The organism is bacterium, assembly GCA_017744355.1.
Classification (GTDB): domain Bacteria; phylum Cyanobacteriota; class Sericytochromatia; order S15B-MN24; family UBA4093; genus JAGIBK01.
The window spans coordinates 419,377-433,107 of sequence record JAGIBK010000001.1 but is presented as its reverse complement, the minus strand read 5'-3'; the positions used below and the strand labels follow the sequence as shown (position 1 = coordinate 433,107).

At 64.1% G+C, this 13,731-nt stretch carries 14 protein-coding genes; 6 read left to right on the top strand and 8 right to left on the bottom strand.

All coding sequences use genetic code 11. The annotated features are described in order from the left end of the window. Positions 1–9 precede the first annotated feature (9 nt). Positions 10–672, top strand: coding sequence for a cation transporter (locus J7643_02105; protein ID MBO9539368.1), 663 nt, complete (start codon positions 10–12; stop codon positions 670–672). Positions 673–823: 151 nt separating this feature from the next. On the opposite strand, the gene J7643_02100 is transcribed toward J7643_02105, so the two are convergent. The 5 genes from J7643_02100 to J7643_02080 all read right to left on the bottom strand — a co-directional run bounded on the left by J7643_02100 (position 824) and on the right by J7643_02080 (position 5,661). After that, positions 824–1,810 carry a hypothetical protein gene (locus J7643_02100; GenBank protein MBO9539367.1) on the bottom strand — a complete coding sequence of 329 codons (987 nt, stop codon included), beginning with the start codon at positions 1,808–1,810 and terminating at the stop codon, positions 824–826. Between the two features lie 199 nt (positions 1,811–2,009). Further along, entirely contained in the window at positions 2,010–2,855 is an 846-nt protein-coding gene (locus J7643_02095) for a tetratricopeptide repeat protein (GenBank protein ID MBO9539366.1), read from the bottom strand. Between the two features lie 150 nt (positions 2,856–3,005). Further along, positions 3,006–3,767: a class I SAM-dependent methyltransferase gene (locus tag J7643_02090; GenBank protein ID MBO9539365.1), complete on the bottom strand. Its 762-nt coding sequence runs from the start codon at positions 3,765–3,767 to the stop codon at positions 3,006–3,008. A 101-nt stretch (positions 3,768–3,868) separates the two neighbouring features. Further along, a complete protein-coding gene (locus tag J7643_02085) occupies positions 3,869–4,801 on the bottom strand; it encodes a cobalamin-binding protein (protein MBO9539364.1) in 933 nt (310 codons plus the stop codon). A 41-nt stretch (positions 4,802–4,842) separates the two neighbouring features. Then, on the bottom strand, positions 4,843–5,661 hold the full coding sequence (locus J7643_02080) for a hypothetical protein (GenBank protein ID MBO9539363.1): 819 nt from the start codon (positions 5,659–5,661) through the stop codon (positions 4,843–4,845). A gap of 113 nt (positions 5,662–5,774) precedes the next feature. Between J7643_02080 and J7643_02075 the strand changes: the two genes are divergently transcribed. The 3 genes from J7643_02075 (at position 5,775) to J7643_02065 (ending at position 8,777) form a co-directional block, all read left to right on the top strand. After that, positions 5,775–7,073 (top strand): CynX/NimT family MFS transporter, encoded by a 1,299-nt coding sequence (locus J7643_02075; GenBank protein MBO9539362.1) that lies wholly within the window; start codon positions 5,775–5,777, stop codon positions 7,071–7,073. Positions 7,074–7,143: 70 nt separating this feature from the next. Further along, entirely contained in the window at positions 7,144–7,773 is a 630-nt protein-coding gene (locus J7643_02070; protein ID MBO9539361.1) for a tyrosine-protein phosphatase, read from the top strand. A gap of 131 nt (positions 7,774–7,904) precedes the next feature. Continuing rightward, positions 7,905–8,777, top strand: a complete 873-nt coding sequence (locus tag J7643_02065; GenBank protein MBO9539360.1) for a hypothetical protein — start codon at positions 7,905–7,907, stop codon at positions 8,775–8,777. A gap of 81 nt (positions 8,778–8,858) precedes the next feature. On the opposite strand, the gene J7643_02060 is transcribed toward J7643_02065, so the two are convergent. The 3 genes from J7643_02060 to J7643_02050 are packed head-to-tail and all read right to left on the bottom strand — an operon-like array spanning position 8,859 to position 12,282. Beyond that, on the bottom strand, positions 8,859–9,632 hold the full coding sequence (locus tag J7643_02060) for a cobalamin-dependent protein (GenBank protein ID MBO9539359.1): 774 nt from the start codon (positions 9,630–9,632) through the stop codon (positions 8,859–8,861). Between the two features lie 12 nt (positions 9,633–9,644). Next, entirely contained in the window at positions 9,645–11,210 is a 1,566-nt protein-coding gene (locus J7643_02055; protein MBO9539358.1) for a D-lysine 5,6-aminomutase subunit alpha, read from the bottom strand. Between the two features lie 19 nt (positions 11,211–11,229). After that, complete coding sequence (locus J7643_02050) at positions 11,230–12,282, bottom strand: hypothetical protein (protein MBO9539357.1); 1,053 nt, start codon at positions 12,280–12,282, stop codon at positions 11,230–11,232. 146 nt (positions 12,283–12,428) lie between these two features. Here J7643_02050 and J7643_02045 point away from each other — a divergent pair, with 146 nt between their 5' ends. Together J7643_02045 and speB are read left to right on the top strand one after the other, a co-directional pair. After that, a complete protein-coding gene (locus J7643_02045) occupies positions 12,429–12,707 on the top strand; it encodes an HU family DNA-binding protein (protein MBO9539356.1) in 279 nt (92 codons plus the stop codon). 96 nt (positions 12,708–12,803) lie between these two features. After that, positions 12,804–13,706, top strand: a complete 903-nt coding sequence (gene speB / locus J7643_02040; GenBank protein MBO9539355.1) for an agmatinase — start codon at positions 12,804–12,806, stop codon at positions 13,704–13,706. Positions 13,707–13,731: the final 25 nt, after the last annotated feature.

Genomic DNA, 13,731 nt, shown 5'->3' with positions numbered 1-13,731 from the left:
GAGGGCGAGATGAATCTCGAGATCAGCACTCAGGCACAGCACCGAAAGAACCTCGCCCTCGGCATGGGACTCGTCTTCATCACGATGGCCTACAACGCAGTCGAGATGTTCCTCGCCCTATGGGCAGGCTTCCAGGACCGCAGCATCTCGCTTGAAGCCTTCGGCCTGGATAGCATCATCGAATTGGCGCTTGGCGCGGTCCTACTCTGGCGCCTCTTGGTCGAGGCGCGTGGGGCCGATGAAGCACGCATCGAGCAAGTAGAGCGCCGCGCCAACTGGTGGGCAGGCGTCGTCTTCTATGCCCTGGCCGCCGTCATTGCCGTCGGCTCGCTCGTGACGCTCTGGACGCGCACTGAATCCGAGCCAGGGCCGCTTGGCATCGGCCTGGCCATCGCATCGGTGATCATCATGCCCATCATCGCGACCGCCAAGAAGCGCATCGGGACGGCCATCGGCAGCCAGGCCCTCAAGGCCGAAGCAAACTGCACCTGGGTCTGCGCCTATATGTCCGCCACCCTCCTGATCGGGCTACTGGCCACCAAGTACCTGGGATGGTGGTGGGCCGATCCGCTTGCCGCGCTCGGGATCCTCTACTGGATCGTCGGTGAGGGGCGCGAGAGCTTCGAACGCGCTGCCGGTCGGGAAACCTGCTGCAGTTGCTCGCACGACTGAGCAGCCCCTGATGAGCCGACAGTGCCGGCGTGGTTTACCGGATTGGCTGTCTCACTGGGCAACATTGAAATAGCGGGCATGGGAGAGTCCCCATGCCCGCTGTTCTGATTTCTAGACGCCCTCAGCCCGCGCTTATGCGTAGGGCCGCAATTTACGGCAGCGGAATGTCGCCGGGGCGATCGCCGACCGCGACCGTGAGGCGCCGGCCGTACGAGAGGTAGTTGGGCCCCAAGGCATCAGCCGGAAGCATGCAAGAAACGCTGTAGACGCCCTGGGCATCAGGCTGCGCCACCTTGACCAGCGAGGTGCTGAAGTTCGGGAGCGTGATCTTGAAGTTCCTGGCATTGAGGAACATGATGGGCTCGTTCTTAAGATCGGTCACCTTCACCTTGAAGGAGACCTTCTTCATCGGCTGGTAATAGCCCAGGACCACGGGGTAGAGGCTGTCCTGATTCGGCAACGAGGTATAGACGCCGCTCTTCGCCGGGGCAGACGCACTATACGTCTGGTCGTCCTGCCCCTGATACTGCTTGGTGTCCTGCGCCGCCGGCACAGGCGCCCCCCAGAAGAGACGCTTCAGGTAGTGCGCCGAGGTGGTCACGGCGATATCGCAAGTCGCCTCGGAGAAGCTAACGTAGGCCAGGCCATTTTCGAACTGAACGTCGCTGAACGGCTGATCGGTCTGCTGGTTCTTGATCGTGAGCGTGCTCTTGTCGTGCAAGTATTCGCGGTACACATACGGATCCGAAGCACCATTTTTCTGGCGAACGCCGTAGCCATAGTAATCCAGCGGATTGTTGTCGAACGCTACCTTGTAGTAAAGCCCGGTGTTGGGATCGGGATTGGAGGGCGCCGGCTCGTAATCGTAGGCGAGCCCCATGTTGAGCGCCGCGAAGTTCTCGGCAGCTAGCTGAACGTCCCCGACCGCATCCACGTTGACGGGCGAGCCCTGAATCGACATGCCGGGGGGAATCGTGATGTCGGGGCCCTTTTCGTTGTCACCGCCCGGGTTGGTCGTCGTGGTGTCCGAGCCCTTACCGCCAACCGCAGGCGACGAAACCGGACCGGTGCAGCTCGCGATGAGCAGCGCGCATGCAGGCAGCAAGAGGACTTTGGCGTTCTTCATGAATCGGGACAAAGAAATCTCCTCACGTTAGATTAGCGACTTTTTCTTTGTACCCATCCAAGCAAAGGTTTGTGAGTTCACCCTCCTGGCGAACTCACAGGGCTGAATCCAACGATTACCGGTTTACCTGAAGTCTCCCATTCTCAACGGTGTGGAAGCTGCCATCTTGAAGCTCAGAAAAAAGCTCCCCGCCTCGGCGGGGAGTCAATGTTTACCATTCGACCTTATTCAGGCGAGCTTTTGCGAGTTGAACGTAGAAAGAGTCGTCACCCTTGCCCGCCTCAATGATGGAGTTTAACCACTCCCTTGTCTCGTTCCAGTTTTTGTTTTTCCAATAGGTCTGAGCGATCAGGTACCTTGCAGACTGAAGGTACGAACTATTCGGAAAATCTTTACGAAGCTCCTCAAAGCTCTCCGTCATGTTCGTAAAACTTTCATCCGACATGCTTTTCGTATAAAAATAAATATTTTTTCTTTTTTCCTTCAATTCATCATTAATTACCCCAACAAATAGCTTAACTTTTTTAATTCTTGCGAGCTCTGCCGCATCCGTTCCTGGGAACTCTTTTGCAGCTCTATCGTACCAAGACGAAGCGAGATCTTCGCTAGGAAGCCAAGATGTGTCGATCATAACGGTTTCATCAGATTCTGAGAAAAAATCACCGTTTTTCAGGTAAGACTTTGCAATCGCGTTGGAAAGCTCGTCTTTGCCCAGATCGCGAGCAATCTCGGCAAGTTTTTTAATTTTATCCTTAACTTCCTTAGCCGCTTTCGTGTTTGGATAGGCCGTCGCGAGCTTGCGCCAGTCAGCCAGAGCCGTCGAGTACCGCCCTTCGGAATATGCGATCTCGCCAAGAAGGCGGTAAGCTTCGGCAACGATTGCGGGCGCCGCCTTGCCGTGAATCGTTTCGATCAAGGTGGCCTTGGCCTTATCGTTCAGACCGTGCCTGAAGTAGTCCTGAGCCTGCTCGATTTCACCGGCAACAGCAGGACCAGCAGCGGCAGAAAGAGTGGCAGCAAATACTAGAAAGACAAACAATTTCCGATCGCACTTCATGAGCACTCTCCATTAAACAGAAGCGATAGTGATTGATTCATGTTAAGCCCGTTGCACGGGATCTAGCAACCAGACCTTGCCAAAGTAGCAAGGTCTGGTTGCTAGATCCCGTCATTTTGGAGCAATGTCGCCTGGGCGAATGCCAATGGGTTATCGGGGCGAGAACGCAGGCTGACGTCCAACGCGCATCGAGAGCGGCCATTTGACCTGCCTCAATTCCTCCGGATCCCCCCAGCGTGCTGCCAGCTCGGACTCGATCAGGCTGACCGGGTCGAAGCCCTGCGCCACCTGGAAGCGACGCGTCGCAGACCAGCTGCGCAAATAGCCCAGCAAGCCTGCCAGTGGCCATTCGACTTCCAGGCTAAGGGTCGGTGGCTCCAGCTCCTCGAAAGGCCAGGGCAGGGTGCGGTAACCGGCTTCCAGTATTTGTCGCTCGGGCGGCCAGTAAGGGCCGACTGCCTGATGATAGAAATGGTCGAGGATCTCGTTGAGCTCAGGGGCCATCTCGAACTGCTCGTAGCACCAAGCCGCGATGATACCCTCAGGCTTGAGTACGCGCTGTGCTTCGCGGAAGAAGCGCTCAACGTCGAACCAATGCAAGGCCTGTGCCACTGTCAGGAGGTCTACGCTGGCATCGAGCAAGCTGCTCGCCTCAGCCGGTTCGCAGGCGTACGAGATATTGGGAAGCCGCTCGGCGTGCGCGATCTGATCCGCGCTGGCATCTGTGGCGTGGACCCGCTCGAAATACGATGCCAGCCCCACGGCAGCCTGCCCGTTGCCCGTGGCACAATCCCATACCAATTCATGGCCCGGCGCCTTTTCCGCCAACCAGGCAAACAGCTCATCGGGATAATGCGGGCGGTACGCCGCATAGACGGCCGCGTGCCCAGAGAAATGGTCCTTGAAGCTCATGCTGCCCCCTCAGGTTGCGAAGAGGGTCCCATCATGCGCGCTCCCCAGACGAGCGTCAACGAAGCGCATCGTTGGATGCAGCAGCCCTTTCGAGGGACGCGCTACAAACGCTCCCAGGCACGTCCCCGGTGCTCGAAATCGAAAGCCGCGGGATGGAAGATCTCGGCCAGGATCTCCAACGACTCCACCAGACGCGGCCCAGGCCGATTGAAGAAGGCATTGCCGTCCGTCAGAAAAACTTCTCCCGAACGAACCGCTTTGAGGCTTGTCCAAGCCGGGTGAGAGGCGAGATGCGCCGCTTCTGCCCGGGTGCGCGAGAGGTCGAAGCCGCACGGCAGCAAGACGATCACCTCCGGATCGGCAGCTGCGAGAGCCTCCCACGTCATCCAGGGCGAATGCTTTCCGGCCTCTCCGAAGAGGTTGTCCCCTCCAGCAAGCGTGACCAGCTCGGGCACCCAGTTGCCCCCTGCCATGAGCGGCTCGAACCACTCCAGGCACGCGACGCGAGGACGCTCAGCAAGCGATCGCGCGCGCTCGTCAATCGCCTCCACTCTCCCCTTCAGCTCGCGCGCAAGCGCCACGCCTCGCTCGGGAACGCCAAGCGCATCCGCCACCCGTTGCACGTCTTCCCAAACGTCGGCAAGGGAGGCGGGGGAGAGCGAGACTAGCTTCGGGCGTGTCCCGATCCAGCCTTCGAGCGATCGCTCCACATCCACCAAGCTCACGGCGCAGACGTCGCACTGGCTCTGGGTGAGGATCACGTCGGGCGCAAGGCGCTGCAAGACGTCGCCGAAGACGCGGTAGATGGAGAGCGCCTGCGAAGGGTCGGCAGCCGCAGCGGCGTACAAGGCCTTGACCTGCGCGTCGATCTCGCCGCTCGTGCCCGAGACGTCGAAGGCCGGAGCGGTGCACGCAGGCAAGCGTGTCACTTCGGGTGGATAGTCGCACTCGTGCGATCGCCCAACCAGCTGGTCACCCAGCCCCAGGGCCACGACGATTTCGGTGGCGCTGGCAATCAAGGAGATGATTCGCATGCGCCCATCATACGCCGGATCTCAGCGCTTGGGAGCGTTCCCTAGGGGCGGCTGAGCACCTTTCCGGTGTAGGCATCGACGACGAAAGTGCCAAGACGCCCTGGCCCGTATCCCCCGCCGTAGTAAGGCTGATCGTAAGCATAATTGGGATAGGGGGTGGCACTGGGCATCGGATACGGCATCTTCCCGCGGTACACGGGCGGCTGCGGCGAGGCGTACGCGTTTTGGTAGGAGAGGCTGTTGTCGATCTCGTAGACCGCCCCGCCGCCGCTCGTGGCGCGCAGCGCGACCTTGAGGCCGTTGGGGCCTGCGCTCATACCATCCTGGGCGCAGAGTTCCAGGGCCTTCGAGAGAGCGATCGCCCGCCCGAAGTCGAAGGTCGCCTCGCTCGTCGTGCTGAGGCTCTCGGGCGCGAGCAACTGGTTGGTGCCGGTCAGGGCGAAGGTCAGGTACTGCGTCTCGAAGCGCGAGGGCACATCGACCCCCTGGGCGGTGAAAGAAGGGCTCGCCTCATCGGGATTGGCGCTGTCGGTAGCGGCGGGCTGGTAGGGCACGGCGTAAGTGAAGTACCAGGTCCCCTCGCGGCCGATCCGCCCGACGGATCCGACCTGGTCGGACCAGGCCTTCACCATGCGGGCCTCGCCGTAGTGAAGGGTGACGTAGCGCTGCACCTGATGGTGCGCGTCGTAGAGGCTCGGGCCGTTCGTCAACTCGGGCGCAGGCACGGCAATCGAGACGGGCATCCCGCCATACATCGGCTCCGTCGGCATCACCGCGATGGGTGCAGGGGAGGCCCCGAAGCAGCCCGTCAAGGAGAGGGCCATCAAAGGCAGCATGGCATGGATGGGCTTGAAACGCATCGGAATGGCCTCCTGCTAGAACGAGCGCTTGGTGACGAGCGGATCGAGCAACCGATCTGAATTACTATGACCATATTATACCCACATCATGACATTTTTCGCAGCCGAACAACCTGTCCTTTTGCACGAGGGCGACTCATCAAGAGGGGCTTGCCAAGGTATCATCATGCGGTGGAAGCCCCACTAGAAACGGATCCTGCGTGAACCATCGGCCCGCAAACCCTGCCCTGCTGCTCGCCGGCCTGATCCTGGTCGGCATCAACCTTCGGCCCGCCCTCTCGAGCGTCGCCCCGGTCCTGGGCGACATCCGGGCCGGTGTGGGCCTTTCGCCCGGACTCATCTCGCTGCTCACGACGGCCCCGGTCTTGTGCCTGGGCCTCTTCGCCCCGATCGCCCCGATGCTCGGGCGCCGCTTCGGAGGCGAGCGCGTGATCTTCGTCTTCTTGCTCCTGCTCGCAGCGGGGGTCGGACTGCGAACCCACTTCGGCATCCCCGGCCTCTTCGCGGGCACCCTGCTGGCAGGGGCGAGCATCGGAATCATCGGCGTCCTGTTGCCCGGCATCGTGAAGCGAGACTTCCCGACCGCGGCCGGCGCCATGACCGGCGTCTACACCATGGCCCTCTGCCTCGGCGCCTCGCTCGCCGCGGGCCTGGCCGTCCCACTCGAACAGCACTTCGGCGGCGACTGGCACCCTGCCCTGGGCTTCTGGGCCCTTCCGGCGGTGCTGGCGGCGGCGCTCTGGCTGCCGCAGTTGCGCGTTCCCCCGATCGCGCGGCACCATGCCGCGCGAGGGCCGGGACTCTGGCGCGATCCACTCGCTTGGCAAGTCACCACCTTCATGGGCTTCCAATCCTCGCTGGCCTACATCGTGTTCGGGTGGCTACCCTCGATCCTCATCGCACGCGGCCTCCCACCCCTTCAAGCGGGGCTGGTCCTCTCGACCTCCGTCATGACCCAGGTCGTCACCGCCCTGCTCTCGCCCTACCTGGCCACCCGCGGCCGCGACCAGCGCTTGGCGATCGCCTTGCTCCTCTCCTTGACCATCAGCGGCCTGATGGGCATCCTCTACGCCCCGCTCGGCACCGTCTGGCTCTGGAGCGTCCTGTTGGGCCTCGGACAAGGCGGCAGCTTCAGCATCGCCCTGGCCCTGATCGTCCTTCGCACGCCTGATCCTCAAACCGCCTCCGAGCTTTCGAGCATGTCGCAGGCCGTCGGCTACGCGTTGGCCTCGCTCGGGCCGTTCGCCACCGGCTACCTCCACGCCGCCACCGGCAGCTGGCAGGCAGCCGGCGGCCTCTTCGTCCTGATCGGCCTCGCCGCCCTCCTCACGGGACTCGGCGCCGGGCGCGCTCGCTACGTTGCCAGCTCCCCCACAGGCCCCAACGAATCCCCAATCTCTCCTAAAATTTAGCCGCTCCTTAAGAAGGATCGCTCCCATCTCTCCGATGATCTCAGAGCACCCTTTGCTTGGAGGCCTCCCGATGCGCCTGACGCTCAATCGCTCTTTGCTCCTGTTCGCGCTCGTCCTGACGGGCTGCGGGAGCTACGTCGGTCCACGCCCGGCATCACCCGACACCATGGGGATCGCGGCCAAGCAGAAGGACACGACCCCATCGCTGCCCATGGAGAACTTCACCCGCGTCAACGCGGGGTTGTACCGGGGCGGGATTCCGACCGACGAGGACATGGCGGGCCTCAAGCGCCTCGGCATCAAGACCGACGTCAACCTGATGGGGGGCGGGGGCGACGCTCAGGAGCGCGCCCTGGTGGCCCACGAGAAGGAAGTCGCCGCCAAGCTCGGGATCAAGTTCGTCAACATCGCCATCCCCTTCAAGGTCGACGTGCCTCAGGCCATGGTCCAGCAGTGGCTCCAGCTGGCAACGGCCAGCGAGGAGCAGCCGGTCTACATCCATTGCCGGCACGGGCGCGATCGCACCGGCATGATGGTCGCGGCCTACCGTATTGCTCACGACGGCTATACGGGCCAGCAAGCGCTCGACGAGATGAAGACCTTCGGCTTCAAGCCCGAGCGGTACCCCACCTTCGCGAAGTTCGTCCTCGGCTTTCATCCCACCCAGCAGCAAAGCACCCTCGCAGCCTTCGCCCTCTAAGGTCTAAGGACGCCCTCTCGCGCGAGCTTCGCTCAAGCGAGCAGAGTTTTTCGATCCGGCCTCCTGGCAACCGCTCCTCCTTTCGTGGTAGTAAGCAAGAGATTGCGTCTCTCATCACGAAAGGGATCGCCATGCTGAACCTCATGCCCCGCGCGAGCTTCTACGCGCCGGTCGCCGAACGGCCCCAGGAGGACGACCTCAGCGCCTACCTCGCCTTTCTGGACCGCCGCAACGGCAGCATCGACCCCACTCAGGCCTATCCCCACCGCGAGGCCTGGCTCGCCTCGACCCTCGATTGGAATGCCCACTACGAAGGCGCCCAGGCCGACTTGCTCGAGCGCAACTACGTTCGCTACGACCCCGCCACCGAGGCGAGTGCTGCCGAGCTGGCACTGCTCGCCTTCGTCAAGGTGAACGCCGGCGAAGCCTACGGTGTCGAGGTCGTCTCGCAAAAGCGGCACGGCAAGCGCAACGGGGGTGCTCTGTTCGATCGGGTCGAGCGCGTCATCTCCCAGGAAGAGACCTACCACACCCGCATCCTCGTCGGCGCCGCGCGGCAATTCGGCCTGCCGGCCCCAAGCCAGGCTTGGCGCCCGCCGCTCGCCCTCAAGGTCCTCATCGGCACGCTCGCCTACTCCCCCAAGGCGATCTTCCACCCCATCCTGCTCGCTTCTGAGATCGCCGGGGTCTTCACCTTCAACTGGATGCTCAATCGAGTGGGCGAGGTCTTCGCCAAGGCGCCGGCCCTCCGCGACACCATGCAGGCCCGCCTTAGCGAGATCCTCATCGACGAGATCGGCCACATCGCCTTCAACCGGATGGCGGTCGGTCCTACGGGCCTTGCGGTCGCCCGGGCGCTCGCGCCTCACATCGCCAAGGCCACCAGCGACATGACCCCCGAGTTCCAGGCCCTCGGCTGGGATGCGCACACGACCTCCCAGGTCGCCTCATTCGACCTGGCCATGCTGCCCGAGCACGTCCGACGCGAGGCGTTCTTCGTCTAAGCCCCCGCTCGCGAGCGGCCCCTCAACCAAGAAGGCGCCCGAGCCATTCCGGCTCGGGCGCCTTCCATTTCGGGGACGGGTTTACTTGGCGGCGTCGCGGCGGCGCATCATCTCCTGGACGACGAAGGCGGCCACGTCCTCGGCGTAGTTGCCCACGCCGAAGCCCGCGTCGAAGCCGAGCTCGGTGGCGAGGTCATGGGTGATGCGGGGACCACCCACCGCCACCACGAAGCGGTTGCGCACCCCTTCGGCCTCAAGCACCTCGACCAGGTTGGTGAGGGTCATGATGTGCAGGTTCTTCTGGGTGACGACCTGCGAGACGAGGATGGCGTCGGCGTTGACTTCGAGGGCCTTGGCCACCAGCACCTCGTTGGGCACCTGAGCGCCCATGTTGATGGCGTTGACCATCTTGTAGCGCTCGAGGCCGTAGTGGCCGTTGTAACCCTTCATGTTCATGATGGCGTCGATGCCGACCGTGTGGGCGTCGGTGCCGGTGCAGGCGCCGATCACCGTGATCTCACGGCCAAATTCCTTCTCGATCAGCGCGTCGATCGCCGCCATATCCATGGCCTCGTACTCCGAACGCGGCACGTGGATGGTCGTGTAGTCCACCCCCCGCACGCAGGCGGCGTACATGATGAAGTAGCTCATGGTCGAGCCCACGGCCTGCATCGAGACCACCGCCGGGTCCTGCATGCCCATCTGAAGCAGCAGACGCTTGGCGGCCTCGTAGGCCTCGGGGCCCGCGGGCACGGGCAGGGTGAAGCTCAGCTGCACCTTGCCGTCGTCCATGGTGTCGCCGTAGGGCTTGAGATTCTTGAGGTTGGCTTCCTTGGGATAGGTGTTCGTCGTCATTTCCGGCTTCTCCTAGACCGTCGCCCGGGCGACGCCGTTGATGGCCTCGAGTCGGGTCATGAAGGGGTTGAAGTAGTCCTTGCCGTGCTCGAAGACGCCGGCGAGGCCCTTACCACCGTCGGGGGCGCGCTTGACGTCGGCGAACTCGCCCTTGCCGATGGCCTCGACCAGGCCCATGCCTTCGACCTTCTCGAGCAGCTCCACGGCCTGGTCGAGCACCAGGCGCGCACGGGTCGCGACGATGCCGTCGGGCTTCCAGTCCAGATCCGCGCCCATGTTGCGGGCGTAGTTGAAGACGTAGTCCGCGTTCTGGAGGGCCAGGTGACGGTCCGAGGCGAAGGGGGTGTGGATGGCCTCGGTCATGATGCCGAGCAGGTTGATCTCCTGGTTGGTGAGCACCGAGACCAGGTTGAAGAGGGTGTTGTGGGCGTAGGCCTGGAAGATGTCGCCCGTGATGTGCTTGGTGGGCGGCATGTACTTGAGGGGAGCCTCCGGGAAGACCTGGCGCACCAGCTGGGCCATGGCGATCTCGTAGCTGAGGCCGTCGGGAGTCTTGGGGTTCATCTCGAAGGCGTGGCCCAGGCCCATCAGGTCGGGGGTCATGCCGGCCGCAAGGGCGAAGCGCTCGTTGATGAACTGGCTCGCGAGTACCGTGTGGCCCTGCTCGAAGGCGTCGGCGGTGGTCAGGTAGTTGTCCTCGCCGGTGTTGATGATGATGCCGCTCGCGGCGTTGATGAGGCGCGAGAAGTACTGGTCCAGGAGGGTGCGGAAGATGTTGATGTCGCGGAAGAGGATGCCGTACATGGCGTCGTTGAGCAGCATGTCCAGGCCGTGCTGGGCCGCGAGCACCGAGATCTCGGGCATGCACAGGCCCGAGGCGTAGTTGGTCAGCATGATGTAGCGGCCGAGCTCTTCGCCGACCTCGTCGAGAGCTTCGCGCATCAGCTTGAAGTTGGCGCCGGTCGCGTAGGTACCGCCGGTGCCCTCGGTGGTGGTGCCGTAGGGCACGAAGTCGATCAGGGACTGACCGGTCGAGCGGATGACCGCGATGATGTCGGCGCCGGCGCGGGCGGCCGCCACTGCCTGGGGCACGTCCTCGAAGATGTTGCCGGTGGCGACGATCAAGTACTTCCAGGGCTTGCCGCCCATGCCGTAGTGCTCGCGCTTGTTGACACGGCGATCGCGCCGCTCTTCGAGCAGCTCATCCAGCAGGACCTTGGCCTTGGCGTCGGTCCAGGCCTCGACCTCGCGCGGATCCAGGGGGGCGGTGAAGTCGATCTCGCCCTTGGCGATCGCGATCGCCGCCTCCTGGGGAGGCAGGCCGGTCAGCAGGCAGGCGAAGCCGAGCCAGTAGCAGGCGCCGCGCTCCAAGAGGCCCTGCTCCTTGAGGGCCTCGACCGCGCGGTTGGGCCAGGGCACCTCGTCCTCATCGACGCCGTCCACGCCGAACAGGCGGAGCGCGGCGCGCTCCGTGCTCAGCGTCGAGTGCGTGCCGAAGTAGTCCAGCATCGGCTTGGCGATGCGCTGGGCGAGCTCGCGCGCATAGGCGACTTTCTGCGTGTCGATGGCGATATGCACCGGAAGTGACCCCCTTAAGCTAGAGACGGGCAGCGGCGCGGTCGAAGACCACGTCGAAGACGGGAACGGGCGCGAGGCGATCGCGCATCATGGAGAGGAAGGAATCGGGCGAGACGGCGGCCCCGAAGGGGCTGGTGGGATTGACCGTGACGGCCACGAGGCGCACCGGCCGAGAGGCGAAGAAGCGGATCCCCCGCGCCTCGAGCCGGTCGTAGGTATCAGGCGAAAGCAAGAGGTGGGTGCCGTCGGGCACCACCACGTCGAGCCCCTCGACCCGGCCCAGGACGAGCTTCTTGGCGACCCCTTCGGTCAGGGCCCCGGTGAGCGACAGACACCGAGCATCCTCGGGCAGCCACTGGATCAGGGTCTCCCCCTGCTCGATCACGGTCTTTGCAGGCCAGGCGATGAACTCGCCCGAGCGCGTCAGGGCCCCGGTCTGCGCGGGCAAATCCGGGTAGGGCGAGGCTTCGAGGCTCAGCCAGCGGGTCTGCATGAGGGTGTGGCGGGCAACCTCCTCGGGGTCCTCGCTGAGCGAAAGGCCCGTCGCGAGGACCACCCCCTCGGCCACCTCGCTCGACGCCGAGGCCCGGCGGTCGATGGCGCCGTCCACGAAGACCTGCTTGGCCCCGTGCGCGCGCAGGAGCTTGATGAGCGCCACCGTGTCCTGGACCGTGACCGGCCCGGCCACCTCGACCTGACCGGTACTCAGCACCTCGTAGAGACTCACCGGCCCGATGGCCGTGCGGAAGGGCGTGGTGGCGATCTCGCGCAGGCGCGCATCCGAGCGCTTGGCCGAAAGCTGGGCCGTCGCCACCAGGGTGCCCGGCGGCGGCGTGATCCGCGGCTTGGGGCGGTCGGTGATGGCGTCGATGTCCTCGCCGTCGCGGCCGACCGAGGTCAGCCCCATCCGCACCCCGAGCGCCTCGTAGCGCTCGATGAGGTGGTTGAGACAGGTCGTCTTGCCGGCGTTCTTGGCGGTGCCGACTATGGCGAGGGTCGCGTGCGGGCGACAGAGGTCGAAGAGCGTCATGGCAAAACCGGCCTTGTCGAAGCGAGTCGGGGTGGGGCGCAAGCCTCGATCGTATCATAGTCGGGCGGATCTAGCCTATGGTGGCGCGGGGCCCAGGGGTATCGCCCGCTCAGACGGTGACTCGGCGCGAAGGGGTGTGCTATATCCGACCCAGACGGTCGCCCACGCCCGACGAAAGGCGGTGTCACTTGAACAAGGACGATCTGGTGCAGGCGGTTTCGGAAAGGGCCCACTCTTCGCGCAAGACCGCAGAGGCGGTGGTCAACGCCGCCCTGGAGGCGATCGGTGAGGCGCTGGTCCGGGACGAGAAGGTCACCATCATCGGCTTCGGCACCTTCGCCGTGAGGGAGCGGGCCGAGCGCGAGGGGCGCAACCCCCGCACGGGCGAGACGATCAAGATCCCGCCCAGGGCCACGCCGACCTTCTTGCCCGGCAAAGCCCTCAAGGATCGAATCGAGGGCGGCTGAAACGGCGGTTCCCTGTACGGCGAGATGCGCTCGGGGGTAGGCGGCGAGGTGGTAAACTAGTCGTTCGTCCCCGATTCGCCTCTTGAAGGAACCTCCATGCAAGCCACCACCGACCTGGAAACCAGCTTCTACGGCCTTCCGCCGGAGCAGTGCGACTACGCCACCGCCCGCGCGGCGATCTTCGGCACCCCCTTCGAGGGAGCCGTCTCCTACGGCTCGGGCACCTCGCAGGGCCCAAGCGCCGTGCTCGAAGCCTCGCAGCAAGTCGAGCTCTTCGACCACGAAGCGGGCTGGAGTCCCTGCGAGGTCGGGATCGCCACCATCGAGCCCGAGACCCTCGACACGCCCCTCGCCTCCTTCGAAGCGGTCAAGTCGACCATCGACCGGGTCCTGCCCAAGCTGCTCGAAGACGGCAAGTTTCCCGTGCTGATCGGCGGCGACCACTCGGTCATGCCGCCCGTCATCCCCCACTACATGGCCAAGTACCCGACGCTCGGCGTGTTCCAGATCGACGCCCACGCCGATCTGCGCGACCAGTACGACGACAACCCCAACTCGCACGCCTGCGCCATGCGCCGCGCCCACGACTACCCGATCGTGCACTCGGTGGGGGTCGGCATCCGCAACATCTCGGCCGAAGAGTGGGAGTGGTACAAGGACCAGTCGAACATCACGATGGTCTGGGGCGGCAGCCGGATGGTCACTGAGGAGGCCTGGAAGGCCGAGATCCGTGCGGCGATCGCGAAGCTGCCCCAGCACGTCTACCTCACCATCGACGTGGACGGCCTCGACCCCTCGATCATGCCGAGCACCGGCACCCCCGAGCCCGGCGGCCTGAGCTGGCAGCAGACCTGCTTCGCGCTCACTGAGCTGTTCGCGACCCGGACGGTCGTGGGCATGGACGTGAACGAGCTCGCGCCCATCGAGACCCTGCACGGGCCCGACTTCCTGGTGGCCAAGCTGATCTACAAGGCGATCGGCTACAAGTTCAAGGGCTAATGAGAAAGGGGGAAAGCAATCAACG